16 protein-coding genes and 1 pseudogene are annotated in these 22,121 nt (G+C 54.3%); 5 read left to right on the plus strand and 12 right to left on the minus strand.

Translation table 11 applies throughout. The features are described from left to right. Nucleotides 1-9: 9 nt before the first annotated feature. From recD to rppH, 12 genes are all read right to left on the minus strand, one after another. Complete coding sequence (recD, locus tag ABIB59_RS12220; protein ID WP_107223953.1) at nucleotides 10-1,842, minus strand: exodeoxyribonuclease V subunit alpha; 1,833 nt, start codon at nucleotides 1,840-1,842, stop codon at nucleotides 10-12. After that, a complete protein-coding gene (gene recB, locus ABIB59_RS12225) occupies nucleotides 1,839-5,384 on the minus strand; it encodes an exodeoxyribonuclease V subunit beta (RefSeq protein WP_354035612.1) in 3,546 nt (1,181 codons plus the stop codon). The genes recD and recB overlap by 4 nt, the downstream gene beginning before the upstream one ends. After that, nucleotides 5,377-8,265 (minus strand): pitrilysin, encoded by a 2,889-nt coding sequence (ptrA, locus tag ABIB59_RS12230; RefSeq protein ID WP_354035614.1) that lies wholly within the window; start codon nucleotides 8,263-8,265, stop codon nucleotides 5,377-5,379. The genes recB and ptrA overlap by 8 nt, the downstream gene beginning before the upstream one ends. Before the next feature lie 157 nt (nucleotides 8,266-8,422). After that, the gene (recC, locus tag ABIB59_RS12235) at nucleotides 8,423-11,794 is read right to left on the minus strand and encodes an exodeoxyribonuclease V subunit gamma (protein WP_354035616.1); all 3,372 of its coding nucleotides are present in this window, start codon (nucleotides 11,792-11,794) and stop codon (nucleotides 8,423-8,425) included. Nucleotides 11,795-11,806: 12 nt separating this feature from the next. Beyond that, on the minus strand, nucleotides 11,807-12,127 hold the full coding sequence (locus ABIB59_RS12240; RefSeq protein ID WP_039077104.1) for a prepilin-type N-terminal cleavage/methylation domain-containing protein: 321 nt from the start codon (nucleotides 12,125-12,127) through the stop codon (nucleotides 11,807-11,809). Then, nucleotides 12,112-12,519 carry a DUF2509 family protein gene (locus ABIB59_RS12245; protein WP_071193782.1) on the minus strand — a complete coding sequence of 136 codons (408 nt, stop codon included), beginning with the start codon at nucleotides 12,517-12,519 and terminating at the stop codon, nucleotides 12,112-12,114. Before ABIB59_RS12245 ends, ABIB59_RS12240 begins: the two co-directional genes overlap by 16 nt. Continuing rightward, nucleotides 12,516-13,079, minus strand: coding sequence for a prepilin peptidase-dependent protein (locus tag ABIB59_RS12250; protein ID WP_071193781.1), 564 nt, complete (start codon nucleotides 13,077-13,079; stop codon nucleotides 12,516-12,518). Before ABIB59_RS12250 ends, ABIB59_RS12245 begins: the two co-directional genes overlap by 4 nt. After that, entirely contained in the window at nucleotides 13,073-13,537 is a 465-nt protein-coding gene (locus ABIB59_RS12255; RefSeq protein WP_071193791.1) for a prepilin peptidase-dependent protein, read from the minus strand. Before ABIB59_RS12255 ends, ABIB59_RS12250 begins: the two co-directional genes overlap by 7 nt. A gap of 184 nt (nucleotides 13,538-13,721) precedes the next feature. Beyond that, nucleotides 13,722-14,516, minus strand: coding sequence for a thymidylate synthase (thyA, locus tag ABIB59_RS12260; protein WP_071193780.1), 795 nt, complete (start codon nucleotides 14,514-14,516; stop codon nucleotides 13,722-13,724). Nucleotides 14,517-14,522: 6 nt separating this feature from the next. Then, the gene (gene lgt, locus ABIB59_RS12265) at nucleotides 14,523-15,398 is read right to left on the minus strand and encodes a prolipoprotein diacylglyceryl transferase (RefSeq protein ID WP_039077108.1); all 876 of its coding nucleotides are present in this window, start codon (nucleotides 15,396-15,398) and stop codon (nucleotides 14,523-14,525) included. 225 nt (nucleotides 15,399-15,623) lie between these two features. Continuing rightward, the gene (gene ptsP / locus ABIB59_RS12270; RefSeq protein WP_039077109.1) at nucleotides 15,624-17,870 is read right to left on the minus strand and encodes a phosphoenolpyruvate--protein phosphotransferase; all 2,247 of its coding nucleotides are present in this window, start codon (nucleotides 17,868-17,870) and stop codon (nucleotides 15,624-15,626) included. Between the two features lie 12 nt (nucleotides 17,871-17,882). Next, entirely contained in the window at nucleotides 17,883-18,413 is a 531-nt protein-coding gene (gene rppH, locus ABIB59_RS12275) for an RNA pyrophosphohydrolase (protein WP_039077110.1), read from the minus strand. A 452-nt stretch (nucleotides 18,414-18,865) separates the two neighbouring features. Between rppH and ABIB59_RS12280 the strand changes: the two are divergent. From ABIB59_RS12280 to ABIB59_RS12300, 5 genes and pseudogenes are all read left to right on the plus strand, one after another. Beyond that, nucleotides 18,866-18,940: pseudogene (locus ABIB59_RS12280) on the plus strand (hypothetical protein); the annotation flags it as partial. Nucleotides 18,941-19,091: 151 nt separating this feature from the next. Beyond that, complete coding sequence (gene mutH, locus ABIB59_RS12285; protein WP_107223957.1) at nucleotides 19,092-19,787, plus strand: DNA mismatch repair endonuclease MutH; 696 nt, start codon at nucleotides 19,092-19,094, stop codon at nucleotides 19,785-19,787. 61 nt (nucleotides 19,788-19,848) lie between these two features. Beyond that, nucleotides 19,849-20,562 (plus strand): TerC family protein, encoded by a 714-nt coding sequence (locus ABIB59_RS12290; RefSeq protein WP_039077111.1) that lies wholly within the window; start codon nucleotides 19,849-19,851, stop codon nucleotides 20,560-20,562. Between the two features lie 142 nt (nucleotides 20,563-20,704). Further along, entirely contained in the window at nucleotides 20,705-20,923 is a 219-nt protein-coding gene (ygdR, locus tag ABIB59_RS12295) for a lipoprotein YgdR (protein WP_039077112.1), read from the plus strand. 133 nt (nucleotides 20,924-21,056) lie between these two features. After that, a complete protein-coding gene (locus ABIB59_RS12300) occupies nucleotides 21,057-22,097 on the plus strand; it encodes an NADP(H)-dependent aldo-keto reductase (RefSeq protein WP_039077113.1) in 1,041 nt (346 codons plus the stop codon). Nucleotides 22,098-22,121 lie beyond the last annotated feature (24 nt).

A 22,121-nucleotide genomic window follows, 5' to 3' on the forward strand; every position in this document is an offset into this window, starting at 1 on the left:
GGCGATGTTCTACAGCGTTTCAAAAATGGCGTTCAGCCCGCTTCGCCGTTCGGTACGCGTGGCAATGGCCTGCGCCAGTATGCGTTCATCGGCATACAGCGACAGGCGTTTTTTCGCACGGGTAATCGCGGTATAAACCAACTCTCTTGTTACCACCGGCACAATCTGGCCTGGCAAAATCAGTGCCGCATGATCAAACTCCGAGCCCTGCGATTTATGCACCGTCATCGCCCAGGCGGTATCATGTTCCGGTAAACGACTGGGCTGCACCGATTTCAGACTACCGTCAGGTAACGGGAACCAGACACGAATGCCCTGCCCCTGATCGAGCGCAATCCCAATATCGCCGTTAAACAACCCCAGCGAGGCGTCATTACGCGTGATCATGACCGGCCTGCCGTGATACCAGCGCGCATGCGCCGGGCGGGTAATCCGTCGCTGCCGGACCAGCGCCTGCTCAATACGATCGTTCAGCCCACTCACGCCAAATGGCCCTTCACGCAATGCGCACAGCAGTTGATATTCGCCAAAAGCGGCGAGGACCTCTTGCGGCTGCGCGCCATCGCGTACCAGCCCAAGAAAATGACCATAGCCTGCCAGCGCATCATCAATCATGCTCTGATAGTCTTCTGCGCTTTGCAGGTGCTTGTTTTCGATATCGCTAAAGCCCTGGCTCAGCACTGCGCTTGCCGCCGTTTTATCACCACGGTTAACCGCCGCCGCCAGTTGCCCGATACCCGAATCGCTGCCGAAGCGGTAACTTTTTTGCAGCAGGCACAGGCTGTCACGTAGCGCACTGGCCGAAGTGCCTTCTCCTGCGGGTACGGTTGTTCCTGTTATCCGCGAGAGCTGCGCGGCACGCTCTGGCGTAAACCCTTTATTGACCCAGGCGCAAATGTCTCCGAGTACCGCACCGGCCTCTACGGACGCCAACTGGTCTCGGTCTCCGAGGAATATCACCCGAGCATGTTGCGGCAGTGCATCAATCAGCCGCGACATCATCGGCAGGTCAATCATCGAAGCTTCATCCACCACCAGCACATCCAGATGTAGTGGATTGCCAGCGTGATAACGCAGCCGTTGGCTACCGGGCAGCGCACCCAGAAGACGATGCAGGGTACTGGCTTCATCAGGCAGCGTCGCCTTTTGTTTGTCAGTCAACGGCAACTGGCGAAGCGCCGCTCCCAAAGATTCCGTCAGGCGAGCGGCTGCTTTTCCGGTTGGTGCGGCAAGACAAATGCGACAGCGTGCGCCATCAGCCATTTGCACCAGCGCGGCAAGCAGTTTCGCCACCGTCGTGGTTTTCCCGGTGCCAGGGCCGCCCGAGATCACCGATACGCGGCGGGTAAGCGCAACCGCCGCTGCCACCTTCTGCCAGTTAATGTCATCCGAAGGCTGAAACAGGTCGTCCAGCGCCTGCCGCAGACGGTTTTCATCTACCTCCAACGGTTGATTAACCCTGGCAAAAAAGTCGGCAATACTGCATTCGTTGCACCACATACGGTTCAGATACAGTCGCTCACCAACGAGGATCATCGGCGTTGCCACCTCACCCTCACTCACCGCAGGCGAGGCCAGTAACGTTTTTCGCCAGTCCGCCGGATAACCGGCTTCTTCATAAAGAGAGGCCAGCAGCGGATGCGCTCTGGCGGGCAGGTTTTCCGGCGCTAAACGGGAAAGGGGCAAGCAGACATGCCCTTCTCCGGCATCAAAGCTCAGCATTGCCGCTGCCAGCATTACCGCCGGTTCATCATCGCTGGCCACGGCCAGGGCAAATTGCACATCCAGCGGACGCAAGATTTTTAGCTCTACAGCGTGTTGCAGTAACGTACGCAGTCTCATTGCGCCACCTCCAGAGTTTCCCCGGCAAACAGGGCATCCATCTGGCTTATCAGTGCCGCGTCAGGCCGGGTGGTAAAGATCCCCTGCTGCGAATTATCGGCCTCGACGCCACGCAGGAAGAGGTAAATAACGCCACCAAAGTGGCGCTCATAATCGTACCCGGCGATGCGGTGGCGCAGGTAACGATGAAGGGCAAGTGTATAAAGCTGATACTGCAAATCGTAACGGTGAGATTGCATGGCGGCAGCCATTGCCTCACGGGTATAGGCCTCGGCGGATTCTCCCAGCCAGTTCGATTTATAATCCAACAGGTAGTAACGCCCTTCGTGGCGGAATACCAGGTCAATAAACCCTTTTAGCATGCCGCGCACCTCGCGAAAATCCAGCGGCGGACAGCCGGCAGACAACGGATCGTACTGGCGTATCAGCGCATCGAGCGTCCCGGCGCGCAGATTTTGGGCAATCGGGATATAGAACTCCATCTCTACCTGCTTTTCCTTTGCCGTTAACTGATGCAACGACGCCCCCGTATCGGCCAGAGGAACGTGAAGGATCGTGTCGATCCATTCGCTAATAACCGGCTGCCAGTGCTCTTCAAAACCGCCGCGCTGGAGTTTCTCTGCCACCCAGGCTGGGGCAATCGGCTGGGTGAAATCCAGATCTTCAAACAGGCTGTGTAAGAACGTCCCCGGCGAGGCGCCACGTGGGAACTGATGCGGCGTCAGCATTGGCTCAGCCAGCAGATCTCGCTCCCCGGCGGCATCAAGGTCCAGACGCGGCAATAAATCCTGCGCAATGCCATGCGCACGCTGTTGCAGCCCGGAATAACTGGTCACGCGCCAGTCATCACGTATGGTTCGCGTCATCTGGCGGGCTGTTAACGCCTGCACCACGTCTTGCGGCGCCTGCCAGCGAACGTTGTCCGGTACATCGGGCATACAAAGGGCGATATTATCGTTACACAGCGCCTCGACGCAGGCCCGAAGCCCCTGCGCATCGCGAGGTTGTCCCTGCTGAATAAGCCGCCCCAATGCGTTGAGATGGAAATCGCTGTCACCCGTTTTCTCGCCGCGACGACGAGAAATAGGGGCAATTCCCAGACTGCAATGCCAGACCGAGCGCGTCAGCGCCACATACAGCAGACGCAGATCTTCCGCCAGGCGTTCCGTCTCCGCCAGTTCTATGCTCTCCTCGGCTTTGCTGAGGTCCAGCACTGGCGCAAACGACGTGCGGTCATGGTAAAACGCCTGATCCTGAACGCGGAAATTGGCGATAAAAGGCAGCCAGACCAGCGGGTATTCCAGCCCTTTCGATTTATGGATGGTGACGATTTTCACCAGATGTTTGTCGCTTTCCAGACGCAACTGTTCACTCGACGAATTCGCATCCGGTTCGGCGATATGCTGTGCCAGCCAACGCACCAGCGCATGTTCGCTCTCTACCTGTGTGCCTGCTTCCTGCAGTAATTCACTCAGGTGCAAAATGTCCGTCAGACGGCGTTCGCCACCCGGCGTCGCCAGCAGGTTTTCCGCCACATGGCGCGCACTCATCAATGCACGCAGCATTGGCATAACGCCGCGCTTAAGCCACATGTCCCGCCAGCCAGCAAACTCTTCTACTATCGCATCCCAGGCGGCTTCGTCCTGGTTAAGCGTTTCGATATCCAGCGCACTCAAACCGAGCATGGAGGTCGCCAGCGCGCTACGTAACGTGTTTTCACGTTCCGGCGCCAGCACCGCCTGTAATAGCCAGAGCAGCTCCTGCGCCTCCGGGGTATCAAACACGCTGTCACGGTTAGAAAGATAAACCGAGGGAATATTAAGAAGACCCAACGCATCGCGAATCAGTGACGCCTCATGGCGGCTACGAATCAGCACGGTAATATCAGAAGCTTTTACAGGACGAGTCGTTTTTCCCTCATGCAGCAACGCCTCCCCCTTCTGCCCGGCTATCAGCCAGTCGCGGATTTGCGTCGCGCAGAGTTCAGCCATAAAGGTTTGATAATCCCCGACGCCGACACCCTCGCTTTCCATCAGCCACATCGCCATTGCTGGCTGTTTTTCTCCTTTTATCGTAAACCGCAGCGAGTGGTTCTTCGCCGCTGATTTCACTGGCTGGAAAGGAATTTGCCGAAACATAAAGGCGTTGTCGGTCTGGCTGAAAAGCTGATTAACACTCTCCACCATTCCCGGCGCGGAACGCCAGTTGGTATCAAGCGTATAGCGGGCGTTTACTTCATCGCGCGCTTTCATGTAGGTAAAAATATCGGCCCCGCGAAACGCGTAAATAGCCTGTTTCGGATCGCCTATCAGAAGTAGCCCGCTTTCCGGCTGGTGGTGCCAGATACGACGGAAAATACGATACTGCTGGGGGTCGGTATCCTGAAATTCATCAATCATGGCGACCGGGAAACGGGTACGGATCGCCGTTGCCAGCGCCTCGCCACTCGCGCTTTGCAAGGCGCTGTCCAGCCGACTCAACATGTCGTCAAAACCGAGTTCGCCACGGCGACGCTTTTCTCTGGCCACCGCTTCACGGATTTCGCGCATCGCGCTGGTTAGCATCAAATCGTTGAGCGTCAGCGGTGCATTCAGTAAGGTTTCAATCGCCTCGAAAACCGCATGTTCCGGTACCACACCGCCCTCTTTGGTCCGCTCACGCAGGAACGATTGCGCAAACTTTTCCAGCGCTTCCGGTAACTGATAACTACAGGTCGTCTCATTGGCCCAGGCGCTGATCTTCTCGATCCAGCGGGCCTGGTTGGTACGATTGAATTTTTGCCGCATGATCCCGGAGCTTTCAATTAGCGGCCCCAGTTCGTCCACGGAGGCAACCCACTGCCGCTTAACGCCATCGATCTGCTCAATGATTTTCTGATGGCGACTCTCCAGCGTTTCATCCGCTGGCGGTGCGGCTTTGATTTGCGGCGCTTCACCCTGCAAATAGCGGTCGATGGCTTTGAGCAAATCATGCGGGCCTTTCCACGACTCGTGAACCACCTGTGCCAGGTCACGCGGCAAGGGGTAACAGTGGCGGCGCCAGAAGTCTGCGCAGGCCTGGTAGCGCAGCAGTGACTCGTCTTCGATCAGTTGCTGTTCAAACAGCATGCCGGATTCAAAGGCATTGAGACTAAGCATGCGCTGGCAAAAGCCGTGGATAGTAAAGACGGCTGCTTCATCCATCTGCCGTTCAGCGAGCATCAGCCACTGCGCGGCCTGTTGTTTATCGGTGATCTCGCGCAACAGGCTGGCATATAACGGGTTGTCCGTTGTTTCGCGCAAACAGGCGATGCGAAGTTCATGGATATTGCTGCGAATGCGACCGCGAAGTTCTTCGGTGGCGGCCTCGGTAAAGGTCACCACCAACAGCTCTTCGACGTTTAAAGGGCGTGGAAAGGCGGCATTGCCGCCTAAACCAAGTAGCAGCCGCAGGTAAAGTGCGGCGATGGTGAAAGTCTTACCGGTGCCCGCAGAGGCTTCAATCAGGCGCTCGCCGGTTAGCGGCAAGCGGAGTGGATCAAGGGTCTCAGCGGTTTCACTCATTTTTCTCGCTCATCAGGGGTAAAGATTGCTGCAACGCGCTGACGCTGTCCCAGACTTTCCACCCTTCGGGCTGCGCGTACTCCGCTTTCCCACTTTGGCTTCCGGAAATCTGTGACAATACCGCCATGCCCTGCGGCTCAACCACCGCCTGATGGAAGAAATCGGCAAGTTTCTGCGGCGTCAGCAGTTTTATCTGAGCCACTACTTTATCACGTGAATCGAAGCGCATATTGCCCCGATCAAAATCTTTACTGAGTTTTGAGGCTTCTTCGCCCAGAGTCTGCGGCGCCTGCTGGATTTGCGCGATAACCCCTTGTTGGATTTGCGCAAATTCTTCCGGCTTCATGGCACGCAGCTTCGCTTCCGCAGTGGGGAAGAAGGCCTTATAACGCTCCCACAACCAGGCAGGCTGCTTGCTGTTACTCTGTAATAAGAAACCCATTCCCCACTGACGGCCAATGCTCATTGGGAAGGCGAACACCGCATAACCAAGCTGCTCTTCGGTACGCAACTGGTTATAAAACCACGGCTGGATGATCTGCCCGAGCATTGCGCTATAAGCCGAGCTGGTGTACTCATCGAACCCTGACGGAACAAACACGGCGGCCAACGCGGAATCGGTGCTGTTGCCTGCTTTTTCGAATATCACTGACTGCGGTTTGTCGATCAGTACCTCTTTGTTGCGACACCATTCGCTGCCTTTCGCGCTCAATTGCTCCTGAACGCCGTGCGCCAGGTCTTTAGCCTGCTGGTCGGTAAGGTTCCCCACCACCAGAAATTCAGGACGCGCATTGGTTTTCAGTGCATCACGATAAGCAAGAATGTCATCCAGTGTGATTGACGGCAGCAGCGCACGACGGTCTTCTCGCTGGAAGTATGGCACCTGAGAGAGCATCTGGACGGGCATGATAGCCTGATCAAATGCTTTGCCTTTATCCGCGGAGTCCATCATTTGCGCATACCAGGATTTCGCCTGTTCAAGTTGCTCTGCGGTCGGCGTATAGCTGAAATATCCCGCCAGCAACGCCTGGAACAACTGTGGCAAACGCTGGGTATACCCGTTGGCGTTGAGCATCAGACCATTATTGGCATTGGTCGAGAAACTGATGCCGCCTGCCGCCGCCTGATTACTTAACTGGTCCAGCGCGATCCCCGCCAGATAGTCGTTCAGGGCGAACATTACCTGGTTTTTCGCGCTATCCATCGCTTTTGGATTACGCAGCACCACGCTCACATCCGCTTTCGGTTCGTTCGCGAAATAGCGGCTCGGCATGTAGACCACCCGCAGGTTTGGCTCGTCAACGATCAGCTCCGGATTAGTGTACTCTTTCGCCGGTTTGATCAGCGTAAAGTCATCCGGAATATACGGATTAAGTTCGGGAGTTTTCAGCGTAATTTCGGCCGACTGCTGCTGCCACTGTGCAAACAGTTGTGGGGTGATTTTATTCACCTGATACGGCGCATCGACAAAATATGCTGTTTTGTCATGTGGCTCAGTAGGGCTGATATACCAGATACGGGCATTTTGCGGCGTCATTTCATCCAGACGTGCCTGCACGGCTTTGGCGTCGTACTGGTCGGCAATATTTACCGAATCCAGCGTATGCGCCACCGGCACGCGGATCATAGTGTCCGCCAGCCATTCCACGTATCCCATATCACGCGTAATCGACGGGTAGCGAAAATCGAGATCCAGAATGTGCGCCAGTTCGTCAAAATAGCGTTTATCCACGCCCTTCTCGCGCAGCATAGTGAGATAGCTAAAAATAGCCGCCACCACCTTATCACGGTTGGCCTGGCCTTTATCCGTCAGGGTCGCAGAGATAGCCAGCACACCGCTATTTCCGTTCACGACCGGGTCAGAATCTGCCCGGATACCTTCTGCCAGCCCCTGTTTTTGCAGCCAGTCAGAAAGCGTTCCCGGGCTACGGTTACCGATAAGATAGGTGATCAGCTCATCCGTTTTGCTACGAAATTGCGCGGTGTTGTTATCAATGCGAAATTCAACGCGCAGCACCTTGCGCGGCACCGCCGGAACATAGTGAATAATGATGCCTTTTTGCGCATCGGTAACTACCGGAACATCGATAGCTGGACGTTCAATGTTTTTATTCGGCACCCGGCCAAAGGTATCAACCGCAATTTTCGCCAGCTCAGGCAAAGGGCGATTACTGTAAATCACCGCTTTCATCAGATTGGCAGAATAGTATTTTTCGTGAAACGCGAGCAGCGCTTCGTGCACCGGACTACCGGGCTTATCACTCAGCGTTTCGAGGTTACCACCAGAGAAGCGCGCGCCAGGGTGCGCCGGGTTGATGGTCTCCGCGCTCACCTGCGCCATACGCATCCCGTCACGGGTACGCGCCATGGTCAACTCTGCATTGACAGCGTTACGCTCGCGATCGGCATATTTTTTCTCAAGCAACGGCGCGGCAATCGCATCAGCCAGTCGGTCAACGGCCCCTTCCAGCGCGTTGTTTTCCACTTCCAGATAAAACGCGGTGCGATAGGGCGCGGTGCTGGCGTTATGGCTACCACCGTGCATTTTCAGAAATTCGGAGAGGCTATCCGGCTGCGGGTATTTTTTCGAGCCCATCAGAGACATATGCTCAAGATAATGGGCAAGGCCGGGATGCGCGGCAGGGTCTTCAAGGGAACCTACCGGGACGACAAGTGCAGAAAGGGATTTTACCGCCTGGGAATCGGAAACCAGCAGTACTACCATGCCGTTGTCGAGACGAATCGCCTGATACTGGCGGGTATCTTTATCGCTCTTACGGATAGTTTCCTGTATCGGCTGCCAACCATTATCTGCCTGACTGTACGACGCCCAGAGGGCAAAGAACACAACGAAAGCTTTTAACCAGGTGCTGCGGGGCATTCACGAACCTCATCATTAACAATCCCCTCGCTTTCCAGCCTTGCTGAAACGTTCGGGGCAAAACGTGCGTCGGCAGCATGCCGAACTCTTGGTATATCAGTCCGTGACCCGTCGCGCATAATAAAGGATGGCTCTTATTTGCGCAATTTTTATACAGTCATTTGGACTGATTAAATCGATACAGCGGTAACAGGTAACGCTGCGAAAGTGTCGTTATCTGCAGGTAATGCTCAGGGGTGAGGGTTCTCCACAGCCTCTGATACCAGATATCTTCACCTTCGCCGGTTGAAAACAAACCGCCTTCATACGCTTGCAAGAATTTACTCTGCGCTTTTTGCAGCGTTGTCTCATCCGATAACATGGCATCAATTGCTGCGTCGTAACAGGCTTTTATCCATGCGCCACCGCTTTCTGGTAGCAGCAGCAATGGTTTTGCCATCCCTTCGCGATAGCCTTCAATCATGAGCGCCAAATGTTGCAATGCGTCGTCCGGCTTCATCGCAGGGAAACGCCATTCGCCACCACTGCGGACAAATAAACGACTCTCCCCAACCCCGCCGCTAGCACAGTAGACAAGATGCTCAAGCCAAAGTTGCAAGCCTTGGGTAACGCTGAGTTTCGATGGTCGCCAGCGTAACAGGCCATCGGGCTGTACATGCGCCAGCCATCCGCTCAGATGCACGCCTGCGCATTCCAGATCGACCTCCATGCTTTGACCGGGCTGGCGCTGCGCGATCACCCGGTCTGCCAGCTCCTGCATTTCAAGCTGCTGGGCTTCCCAGATAATCTCGCCAAACGCGCCATAGGGCAATGCTCCTGCCGCACGATAGTGACGAAAAAGCTTTTCAACGTCCTGTTGGTCCACCAGCGCATTGAGCAGTTCCTGGTTGAGCTGGTAGCGACTTAACCCTTCCAGAATAAAAGGTTCGGCATCGGGGATATCGCTCTCTTCCGGACGGAAATTGACGCGCAGTCGCATCTGGAAGAAGGCGCGTACCGGGTGTGCCCAGAAACGCAACAGTTGCTCAAGCGTGAGCGATTCCAGCGCAAGCGGGGAAAGTTGCTGAATAAATTCAGGGTGCGCCGCGCCCTGCTGGCTTGCCGCGGGCAACCAGTCGCTGGCAAAACTTTGCCATTCGCCAGGGCGGAAATTGGCAGCATCAAACGGCATACGAGGATGCAGATAGCAAATATGTTCTTTAACGCGCTTTTCACTCTCATCGCAATTTAGCGCTTCATCACCCGGCAGGCAGTGGCTTTGCCCAATATAATCAAGTAACTCCTGCACGAGCACAGACGGAAAACGTTCGCTGTTATCCTGAATCGAGCGACCGATATAGCTGATGTAGAGTTTTTCCTGCGCGGAAATCAATGCCTCAAGGAACAGGTAGCGGTCATCATCACGACGGCTACGGTCACCGCGCTGGGATTGATGGCTCATCAGATCGAACCCCAGCGGTGCAAGGGTTCGCGGATAGACGCCGTCATTCATACCCAACAGGCATACCACTTTAAAAGGGATAGAACGCATTGGCATCAGGGTACAGATGTTCACCGGCCCGGCCAGAAAGCGCTGGCTGATGCGCTCCTGATCGAGACGCTGCGCCAGTTCGTCGCGTAAGACGGAAAGTGGGATATCTTCGCCGTACGCTGCATCAATACCCTGTGCAATTATCGCCTGCCACTGCTGTTCGATGAGCGCCAGCGCGGCTTCTGTGTCCTGATCGGGCAGGAAAAAGTCATTGAGCATCTCCCGACAGACCGGCAGCCACTCTTCAAGCGGACGCGCCTGCGCCAGTCCCTGCCGCCAGGTATTAAGCTGCATGAGCAAGGAAGCGAGATGACCGACCAGCTCAGCAATCAGCCCGCTGGATTCATCATAAGGCAGAATGGATTGCCATTCCCCCTGACGACTTTCCATCGCGTATCCCAGCAGCATGCGGGTTAAACCAAATTGCCAGGTATGTTGTCCGGTCGCCGGGAGTTCCAGTTCACGGACATTATCGTCATCCATTCCCCAGCGAATGCCCGACTCATTGACCCACTGGCGCAGGTAACGCAATCCCTCTTCATCAATATTGAAACGCGCCGCCAGCACGGGGACATCCAGCAGCGCCAGTACGTCTTCCGAAACAAAGCGGCTATCGGGTAATGACAGCAAACTAATAAATGCCTGTAGCGCCGGATGCGCCTGACGTGCACGGCGATCAGAAATGGCGTAAGGAATGTAACGCTCACCCACAGCGCTACCAAAAACAGACTGGATATACGGACTGTAGCTGTCGATATCAGCCACCATCACCACAATGTCTCTTGGCGTTAGCGACGGATCGGCCTCCAGCATCGCCAGCAGATTGTCATGTAATACTTCCACTTCCCGCTGTGGGCTATGACAGATATGCACCGTCACACTACGGTCGTCGGGCTCAAGCAGGCGCTTTTTATCGCTGCGCTCATACTCTTCGGCATTCACTCCTGCGACGGCGCTATTTTGCAGTTCCAACATGTCGTATTGCAGGTTCTGTAGAATGTGCCCAGGCGTAACATCGACAAACGCATCCAGGTCCTGGTAATTCTCCAGCCCGGCAAGCAGGTGCACATAATCGCGCCCCAGTTTGCCCCACGAGGCAAGCAGTGGGTTCGGTAAATTTTGCTCACCATCGCTGTTAAACAAGCCTTGTACAGCGCTCGCATCACGAAAAAGAGGCAGCGTTCGCTCGTCGCGATGATGTCGGCGCTGGCGGGTCAGCAGTTTGGCTAAAAATGCCGGGTCTTTAATATCACCCCAGTAGTAGCGGCAAGGGTTGGTAAAGAGCAGGTGTACATCAATATGCTTACCCAGCGCCTGTAACGCCTGTAGGTAGACTGGCGGCAGCGCTGAAATGCCACATATAAATACGCGCGACGGTAACCCAGGCGGGCACTGCTCAGCCGATTCAAGCACATTGATAAAGCGCTGATAAAGATTGGCGCGGTGCCAGTGCGGCTGTCCAAGCTCGGCTGTATGCTCCACCAGACGACGCCATAGCGGCGCCTGCCAGATTTGCGCCTCATCAAGGCCATCCACTTTTTTCCCGGCTTCCCAGAGGGTGAGCCACTCCCAACGATAGACAAGGTATTGATCGAAAAGATCCGCAATACGGGAGGAAAGCTGAAACAGCTTGCGCTTGTCGTCGTCATCGCTCAGATAGTGGCGCAACATAACAAATTCGTCCTGCTCCAGCATCTCTGGTAGCAGCGACATCAGTTTCCAGCTCATACTCTGTTTATTAAATGTGCTCTCTTTTGGGATGTCCGGCAGGACACGCACAAACATATCCCAGATAAAACTGGCAGGGAGCGGAAAGTCGATATTGGCGGCAATGCCAAACTTCTGCGCCAGCGTCATTTGCAGCCATTGCGCCATACCCGTGCTCTGAACCAGCACCACTTCGGGTTCAAAAGGATCGCTGAGGTGGTCGCGTTCAACGATAAACTCCATCAATGCTTCCAGCACATCCAAATGATTGGAGTGATAAACCCTTAGCATACGTGCTCCTGACTACTGGCTGTTTGGGCAAAATGTTCGCGTCATTTGCCCTTTTCTGCCCACTGGCGAAATGATAATAACCCTGATGCTGACACATCCCTGGTCGCTTGTCTGCTCCTTCTGTACCTGCCACCCTGCGGGTAGCGGCGGCGGATACATTTGCGCCTGCTGCCAGGCGTGGCGCCACAAAAGTCGGTACTGGCTCCATGCGTGAAAACCGGAGGCAAGCGCCCGATGATAGCCTCCCAGCGCGGTAACCACCATCACCAGCAAAACCATAGCCAGCAGCACTTCGGGCAGGCTAAATCCGCGCTGTCTTATGGAATCTGACATAGCGCCGTTTCCTTACTTGGGCAAAAATCACTCCAGCCGTGTGCGGAAAACACCACATTGTTACGCTCAACATGCCCGCCTCGCCATAAACGCTGTTTGCCACTTCCCACGGTTAATAACACGGCCTGGTCTGTGAGCACACGCAGGCATGCCTGCCAGGGTTCAGTTGGGTGTTGCAGACATTGCAACGCGGGCTCCCTGAGCCACGGGTGCCTTTGCGCCCACATCATCGCCGACTGCACCTGCGCATACTGGCGAAGGTGCTCGCTCTCCGTGCTCACCCGGCGTATATGGGTCTTCAATTGCTGGTTTAACCCATTAAGCATCAGGCTACCGAGTATGAGCATAAGCAGCACCAGTGCCAGTGAAGACATCCCGCGCTCACGGTTCACAAGTTAAAACCACTCACGCTAAAGGCAGCCGAAATATGTTGCGTGTTCTGCTCTTTGATTTGGCCTGCAAGACTGATGGTAAAGACAGGCGCAAAGCCAGTGATTTGCTGCCGGGTTACCGTAAACAGGGTGATATCTACCGTATTGGGATCCGTCATTTTATCCCAGCCCTTTCCCTCGCAGGATGTTGCGCCGCGCAAGGTTTCCAGCACGCCGTTTTGCAGACGAAACCCCGTCTGGTCGGCATCGCTGGCCGGCGATGTTTCCCATCGTCCGTTGCTGTTAGCATCCCATTGCACCACCACGCAACTCCCATTACGCCCGATAGTCAACGCTTGCCCCACACATTCACCGTTGCAATATCCGGCACGCTGAATGTGCCTGGCAACGGTATACAGGCGCTGCCAGAGTTCATCTTCAAGCATCTGATGACGAGTCTGTTGCAGCACAGCAAACTGTAACGCGGGAAGAAAGCGCGCCGCCGCCAGCAGAATAACGCTCCCTATCGCCATCGCCAGTAAGGTCTCCAGCAAGGAAAACCCCTGTTGCCGGTCTAACATGATTCGTCCGCCGCACGTTGACACATCCGTATCCTCCCCCAGCCCGACACCACGATCCGCCACTCACCCGCATCACTTGCGACCCGAATATGCCCTCCCCATGCCGTATTACGCAGGCCATAGAAACCTAATGAAGGTGTAATTTCCACGAGGTTAACCTCAGGCCACACAGGGCGAATAAGATACGGGGAATCGATCGAGCAGCCTGTTTGCAGCTCCTGGGTATGCAGGCACCAGACATCCTCAGAACGAGATGCCAGAATAAGCCGCTCCTGGTTATGCCAGTTGGCATCATCGCGCAGCATCTCCAGGAAATGCCGTACCTGTAACGCGGTTTGCCATAAGCGCTGCTGGGCCTGCCAGGTACGCCAGCCGGTAATCCCGATGCCGCTCAGAATAACGATCAGCACCACCGCAACCATCGTCTCAATCAGAGTAAATCCGTGTTCGTTTTTCATGGCGGCAGTCTGGCGCAGCATCGTCATAATGGCGAGCGGCCAGCGCCCGTTTTACGAGACGTCACGAAACAAACTGGCGGGTTTGCAGCGGGTTACAAACGGTCTGGAAGATATGCCGAAGAATACGTAATGAGGATAAAAAAACCGGCGCTCTGTGGCGCCGGTTATGCGATGCTGCGTTCGGTCAGATAGCGACCGGGGCTTTAATCGCCGGGTGCGGATCGTAGCCTTCGATTTCAAAATCATCGAAGCAGTAATCAAACAGCGATGCGGGTTTACGCTTGATTTTGAGCGTGGGCAGCGCACGCGGTTCGCGGCTCAGTTGCAGGCGCGTTTGTTCCAGGTGGTTGCTGTACAGGTGAGTATCGCCACCGGTCCAGACAAAATCTCCAGGTTCCAGGTCACACTGTTGCGCCATCATATGCACCAGTAATGCGTAGCTGGCGATATTAAAAGGCAGACCAAGGAAGATATCGCAAGAGCGCTGGTAGAGCTGGCAGGAGAGCTTGCCGTCCGCGACATAGAACTGGAAAAACGCGTGGCACGGCGCAAGAGCCATTTTATCCAGTTCGCCCACGTTCCAGGCTGACACGATGATACGGCGTGAATCCGGATCGTTTTTCAACTGGTTCAGTACGGTCGAGATCTGGTCAATATGACGACCATCCGGCGTTGGCCAGGCGCGCCACTGTTTGCCATAAACTGGCCCGAGGTTACCCTGCTCATCAGCCCATTCATCCCAGATAGAGACCTTGTTCTCTTTCAGGTAAGCGATGTTGGTATCGCCCTGCAGGAACCACAGCAGCTCATGAATAATGGAGCGCAAATGGCAACGCTTGGTGGTCACCAGCGGAAAACCGTCCTGCAGATTAAAGCGCATCTGATGGCCAAAAATAGAGAGCGTGCCCGTCCCTGTACGGTCGTTTTTCGGGGTGCCCTCATTGAGCACCTTTTGCATCAGTTCTAAATACTGTTTCATGGTTCCTCAGGAAACGTGTTGCGGCGCACGACGACGATACGCCCAAACCATCATGATAATACCCGCAACAATCATCGGGATGGAGAGGATCTGCCCCATGCTGATGTATTGCACCCACGTCCCCGTAAATTGTGCATCCGGCTGGCGGAAGAACTCAACGATGATACGAAACGCGCCATAGCCAATCAGGAACAGGCCAGACACAGCCCCCATCGGGCGAGGTTTGCGGATATAGAGATTCAGGATAATGAATAACACGATGCCTTCCAGCACCAGCTCATACAACTGGGAAGGATGACGAGGCAGAACGCCGTAAGTGTCAAAAATGGATTGCCACTGCGGATGAGACGGCAGTAATGCGGCATCTTCTGCGCGCGACCCCGGGAAGAGCATTGCCAGCGGGAAGCTCGGATCGACACGGCCCCACAGTTCGCCGTTGATAAAGTTACCCAGACGTCCGGCACCCAGACCAAAAGGAATCAGCGGGGCAATAAAATCTGCAACCTGGAAAAAGTTACGTTTGGTGCGTTTGGCAAAGACGATCATCACGACGATAACGCCGATCAAGCCGCCGTGGAAAGACATGCCGCCGTCCCAGACGCGGAATAAATACAGCGGATCGTTGAGGAAGATCGGGAAGTTATAGAACAGAACGTAGCCAATACGCCCGCCCAGGAACACCCCAAGAAAGCCTGCGTAGAGCAGATTTTCAACTTCATTTTTCGTCCAGCCACTGCCAGGACGGCCAGCACGACGGGTTGCGAGCCACATGGCAAAGACAAAGCCAACAAGGTACATCAACCCGTACCAGTGAAGAGAAACCGGCCCAATGGAAAAAATTACTGGATCAAATTCAGGAAAACGCAGATAGCCACTATTCATCTGTCACCACAACATGTTGTTATTCCGCCGAAAGTGGACAGCGGTATAGATGCGCGCCCGTTCTGGCGGGCGCTCCAAAGGCGCGAATGATAGCATAAGGAGGTCAGGCTGGATGCGGCGAAGTTGTAAAAGATATGTATACCCGCCATCCTTTACGCCGCAGACACGTTGGCTTCCCCAGCGCGCCCCGGTCACAGAGTTGTCTATGATCCAGGGAACTTGCCTCTACAACCCACCGCGAATAAGACCACCCAGACCGCGTCGCTCCATAAATGCCGCGACCTGATGTCGTACTTCGGTCGCCAGTTGCGCCTCAAGCGTACGGTTGGCCAGCGTTTGCGCCTCAGCAAAATCAATACGCCGTAGCAGATATTTAATACGCGCTACCGACTTACCGTTCATCGACAGATGGCTAAAACCAAGCCCAATCAGCACCGCCACACACATGGGATCTCCCGCCATTTCACCGCACAGACGCAGATCGACGCCCGCCTGTTCGGCTTCTCTGGCAATCATCGCCAGCGCGCGCAACACGGCAGGATGCAGGCTGTCATACATACTGGCCACACGCGTATTGTTACGATCAACCGCCAGAATATACTGAGTAAGATCATTAGTGCCGATAGAGATAAAGTCGACCCGATTCGCCAGGTGCGAGAGCATAAACACCATTGATGGCACTTCAATCATCACGCCAATACGCGGTTTCGGAATGGCGTAACCAATCATCTCTTCGACTTCACGCCCGGCACGTTCAATCAGCCGTTTTGCTTCATCTACCTCATCAATACTGGTGATCATCGGCAGCAGGATGCTGAGATTTCCGGTAGCCGCGTTCGCACGCAGCATTGCGCGCACCTGCACAAGAAAGATTTCCGGCTGATCGAGCGTAATCCGGATGCCACGCCAACCCAGGCACGGGTTCTCTTCGCTTATCGGCATATACGGCAACTGTTTATCCGCGCCGATATCCAGCGTACGCAGGGTCACCGGCTTATCGTTAAACATCTGCAGCATGCCTTGGTACTGTGCGACCTGCTCTTCCTCCGACGGGAAACCACTTTGCAACATAAAGGGAATTTCGGTGCGATAAAGCCCGATGCCGTCAATACGACTACCGAGCTTCTCTTCATGCTCCGGACTGAGCCCCGCGTTGAGCATCACCCTGATGCGCTCACCGCTTTTAAGCTGCGCGGCGAGGTTCACATCATCTTCGGCAAGCCGGGTTAATTCATTCTCTTCGGTGATAAGTCGCTGGTATTCCTGCAACAGAACAGGCTCTGGATCCACCAGCAGCTCACCGCGATAGCCGTCCACCACCAGCGTGCGACGATGCAGCACAGAAGGCTGAATATCCGCCCCCATAACCGTCGGGATCCCGAGCGCACGAACCATGATTGCCGCATGGGAGTTGGATGCGCCATCGCGTACTACAACACCCGCGAGCCTGTCATGCGGAAGCTCCGCCAGCGTTGTCGCAGATAATTCATCGGCAACAAGAATAAAACGTTCCGGCCAGGTATTGGGGCCCTGAATATTATCATCGAGATGGAACAGCAAGCGCTGGCCGAGCGTGCGTAAATCGCCAGAGCGTTCTTTCAGATAACCGTCACTCAATGCCGCAAACTGCTCGGCGAATCGTTCAATAACCGTTTTGACCGCCCATTCAGCGACCAGACCTTTATCTACCTCGGCAAACAGCTCACGGCGCAGACGCGCATCGGAAAGCAGATGCGAGTAAAGATCGAAAATCGCCGCCGTCTCTTTTTGCGCACCCGCAGAAAAGCGCTTGCTATAACGACGAAACTCACCCGCCGCCTCTTCCAGCGCGCTGGTCAGCCTTTCCCGTTCAAGCGTTGTGTTGAGGGTCGAGGCTTCATAAACCTGTTCCATCAACGGCAGCGTTTCATCCATCCAGCCTTCGGCAATGGCCACGCCGGATGACGCAGGAAGCGCGCGAATACGCGTCTGGCGATACTGACCAAACAGCGCGGTTAGCTGCGACTGAGAGAGAATGGCCGCCATTTGGGTAGCCAGCGTCACCAGGAAGGATTCTTCGCTTTCATCGTACTGGCGCAGTTCACGTTGCTGAACAACCAGAACACCGAGAAGCTGACGACGCTGAATAATCGGCACGCCGAGAAAAGCGCGAAAACGCTCTTCTTTTACGGCAGGGATGTATTTAAAACTGGGGTGTTTTTGCGCATCAGCAAGGTTAATAGGTTCCGCCAGCCTGCCTACCAGGCCGACGATACCTTGATCAAATGCGAGAGTGACCGTACGCCCGCGCGGCTTTTTTAAACCGCGAGTCGCCATTAGGTAATAACAACGCCGGTCATGGTCTGCGAGGTAGACGGAGCAAACTTCCGTCTCCATCGCCTCGCAAATATCTGTGACCAGTATTTCCAGCGCTTCGTTCAGTCGCGGCGCGCTGGCAACTTTTTCAACGATTTCTCGCAAGCGGGTGAGCATAATGTGCGTGGCTTAACCTCTTTTACGTCGCCAGGCAGGTGCACTTTGTGGCTTAGGCGGAATCTCCTGAAGCGCCATCACGGCCCCTGCAAACTCTTTCATCACCCGTCGGTAGACATCGCGTTTGAACGACACTACCTGACGAACAGGATACCAGTAGCTCACCCAGCGCCAGCCATCAAACTCAGGGGTACTACTGGTTTGCATATTGACATCAGCATCACTGCTGACCAATTGCAGAAGAAACCATTTTTGTTTCTGGCCGATACAGACCGGCTTTGTATCCCAACGCACCAAACGTTTCGGTAACTTGTAACGCAACCAGTTACGGGTAGAAGCAAGGATTCGAACATCTTTACGATTTAAGCCTACTTCCTCGAACAGCTCCCTGAACATCGCCTGCTCCGGAGACTCGCCTGGGTTGATTCCCCCCTGGGGAAACTGCCAGGAGTGCTGCCCGAAGCGTCTGGCCCACATGACCTGGCCCTGTCGATTACAGATTACGATACCCACATTTGGGCGGTAGCCATCGTCATCAATCACCGGACTACCTCAAAATAAACCTGAATTAATCGATTGTTTCACACTCGTGGAAAACGGTAAACCACTCAATTACGACGGAACAAACGGATAACATTTGAATAACTCACAATTATCGGCAAAGTTATAAACAGACGTCCCCTCGCCTGCCCGGTTTTATTCACCTTTTCTGTGGATAGACTTGTGAAGAACCGGAGATTTAACATTGGAAAACCCGGAGTAGTCTGAATATGCAAATAATCGACCCAGTGAATAATTACCTTAAATTCATTGAGTTAATAGGTTTATTTCTGTATTTGCATCACATAATGTGATGATCGTCACTATAGTGATCCTTGTAGTGATGAAAGATCGAACAACGTCGTTTTTATCCACAGATTATGCCAATAACTTAGGCACATTTTGTGCAGAAATTCGATTTTCGTCGCACGTCAAGGCTGTAAATCGAAACAGTAGTGACACTTTTACCCAGTTATCCCATTTTTCTGTGGATAACATGGTGTAAGATCCTGTTCATTGTCAGTGACCAGATTTGAACAACCGCGTAGCGAGTTGCGCAACACCACCTTTTTCACGGAAAATTATCTTATGAATCAGTCCTTTTATCAGGACGGGTGGAAAAAGATCGCAGCCAGCGACGGTGTGCATAATTGCAGTTCATTTTTTAACCAAGGTTTTAGCATGTCCGCCATACAACCTTTACTATCGTCTCCTGAGTCTGAAATTCAGTTGCTTACCCAGGCGCAACATCTCGCAGGCTACACCCTGGGCGAACTTGCCCGGCTTGCCGGATTGCCCATTCCTCGCGATCTGAAACGCGATAAAGGCTGGACGGGTATCCTGCTGGAGCAGTGGCTCGGCGCCAGTGCAGGCAGTAAACCGGAGCAGGATTTCGCAGCGCTGGGCGTAGAGCTGAAAACGATCCCCATCGATAGCGCGGGCCGGCCGCTGGAGACGACGTTTGTCTGCGTCGCCCCGCTAACAGGCAATACAGGGGTGGTGTGGGAAACCAGTCATGTACGTCATAAATTGCGCCGCGTGTTATGGATCCCCATCGAAGGTTCGCGCGACATTCCCCTTGCCGAGCGCCGCGTAGGCGCGCCGCTGCTCTGGAGTCCCAGTGAAGAGGAAGAAACCCAGTTGCGCATGGACTGGGAAGAGTTGATGGACTTGATTGTGCTTGGCCAGGTTGAGCGTATTACAGCGCGTCACGGGGAGGTGTTGCAGTTGCGCCCGAAAGCGGCAAACAGCAAAGCGCTGACCGAAGCCGTCGGCGCACATGGAGAACCTATCCTGACGCTGCCGCGTGGTTTCTATCTGAAAAAGAATTTCACCGGCGCGCTGCTCGCCCGACATTTCCTGGTGCCAGGGGATTAACTTTTACCTCCGCGCGGCTGGCGCTTATAATCAGCCTTTCTTTTTTGGCAGGACTTTATAGATGTTATTTGCATGGATTACCGATCCCAATGCCTGGCTTGCCCTTGGCACGCTAACGCTGTTGGAGATTGTGCTTGGGATCGACAATATTATTTTCCTCTCACTGGTTGTGGCGAAGCTGCCCACCGCGCAGCGTAACCACGCCCGAAGGCTCGGTCTGGCTGCCGCGATGGTCATGCGATTGCTGCTGCTGGCTTCAATCGCCTGGCTGACAAAACTGACCACCCCGCTGTTTAGCGTATTGGATCATGCGGTATCAGCGCGCGATCTGATCCTGTTTTGTGGCGGTGTGTTCCTAATCTGGAAAGCCAGTAAAGAGATCCACGAAACGATCGAAGGTGATGAAGAGGATCTGAAAACCAATGTCCACTCGTTCCTCGGGGCAATCGTACAGATTATGCTGCTGGACATTATTTTCAGTCTCGATTCCGTCATTACTGCGGTTGGCCTGTCCGACCATCTGTTTATTATGATGGCGGCAGTGGTGATTTCGGTTGGCGTGATGATGTTTGCCGCACGCCCTATCGGCGAGTTTGTGAATCGCCATCCTTCGGTGAAAATGCTGGCGTTATCCTTCCTGATTCTGGTGGGCTTTACCCTGATTCTGGAAAGCGTCTCGATTCATGTACCGAAAGGGTATATCTACTTCGCGATGTTCTTCTCTATCACAGTTGAGACGCTCAACTTGATGCGCGGTAAGAAAAACCCGTCGTAATACAAGGCTTCCCCGCAAGGGGAAGCTATTTTCCCCGTCTTTTTGTCCCTGCCCACACTTTAAGATTTTCCCCCTTTTTTGCACTGATACATCAGGTTATTACTAGAATGATGTGAGACACGAGCCAAATGAGGACAGAACGATGAAAAAATGGGCAGTGATTATCTCTGCAGTTGGATTGGCATTTGCAGTTTCAGGTTGTAGTAGTGATTACGTTATGGCAACCAAAGATGGCAGGATGATCCTGACTGACGGTAAGCCAGAAATTGACGATGAAACCGGCCTGGTTAGTTACCATGACCAGCAAGGCAATAAGATGCAGATCAACCGTGATGATGTTTCTCAGATCCTCGAGCGCTAAAAATCTTTAAAAAGGTCAGTCACCTGCTGACCTTTTTTGGTCTCCCCTCTTTCCCTTTGTTCTGCCCTCTGCCATGTTTATATTCCTTTGTCAGGACAACTGACGCAGTAAAGTAAGTTAAAGGAAGCCGGCTATGCACTATCACCGTATCCCCCACAGTTCACTTGAGATAAGTACCCTGGGGCTGGGCACAATGACGTTTGGTGAACAGAACAGCGAAGCCGACGCCCACGCACAGCTTGATTACGCCATCAGCCAGGGGATCAACCTGATTGATGTCGCAGAGATGTATCCCGTCCCGCCGCGCCCGGAAACACAAGGGCTGACGGAGACCTATGTCGGTAACTGGCTGGCGAAGCGCGGCAATCGTGAGAAAGTGGTCCTCGCCTCGAAGGTTAGCGGCCCTTCGCGCAATAATGACAATAGCATTCGACCAAACCAGGCGCTGGATCGTAAAAATATCCGCCTCGCGCTTGAAGCGAGCCTGAAACGCCTGCAAACCGATCATCTCGATCTCTATCAGGTGCACTGGCCGCAGCGCCCTACCAACTGTTTTGGCACACTGGGCTATAAGTGGACGGAATCCGCCCCTGTCGTCACTCTGCTGGAAACGCTGGAGGCGCTGACCGAGTTCCAGCGCGCGGGCAAAATTCGCTATATCGGCGTGTCGAATGAAACGGCCTTTGGCGTGATGCGCTATCTGCAACTGGCAGAAAAACATGAACTACCGCGCATCGTCACCATTCAGAATCCCTACAGCCTGCTTAACCGTAGCTATGAAGTAGGTCTGGCTGAGGTGACGCAATATGAAGGGGTTGAGCTGCTGGCTTACTCCTGCCTGGCGTTCGGCACCCTCACCGGGAAATACCTGAACGGTGCGAAACCCGCAGGTGCCCGCAACACCCTGTTCAGCCGCTTTACTCGTTACAGTGGCGAGCAGGCGCAAAAAGCGGTTGCTGCCTACGTGGATATCGCCAAACGCCACAATCTGGATCCGGCGCAGATGGCGCTGGCATTTGTGCGTCGTCAGCCGTTCGTTGCCAGCACCCTTCTGGGCGCAACAACAATGGAACAGCTAAAAACGAATGTGGAAAGTCTGCATCTTACGCTCAGCGAAGAGGTGCTCGCCGAAATTGAAGCGGTGCATCAGGTCTATACCTACCCGGCACCCTAATATGAATCAGGCCGGGTAACCCGG

The organism is Citrobacter sp. UYEF32 (genome assembly GCF_040546205.1).
Classification (GTDB): domain Bacteria; phylum Pseudomonadota; class Gammaproteobacteria; order Enterobacterales; family Enterobacteriaceae; genus Phytobacter; species Phytobacter diazotrophicus.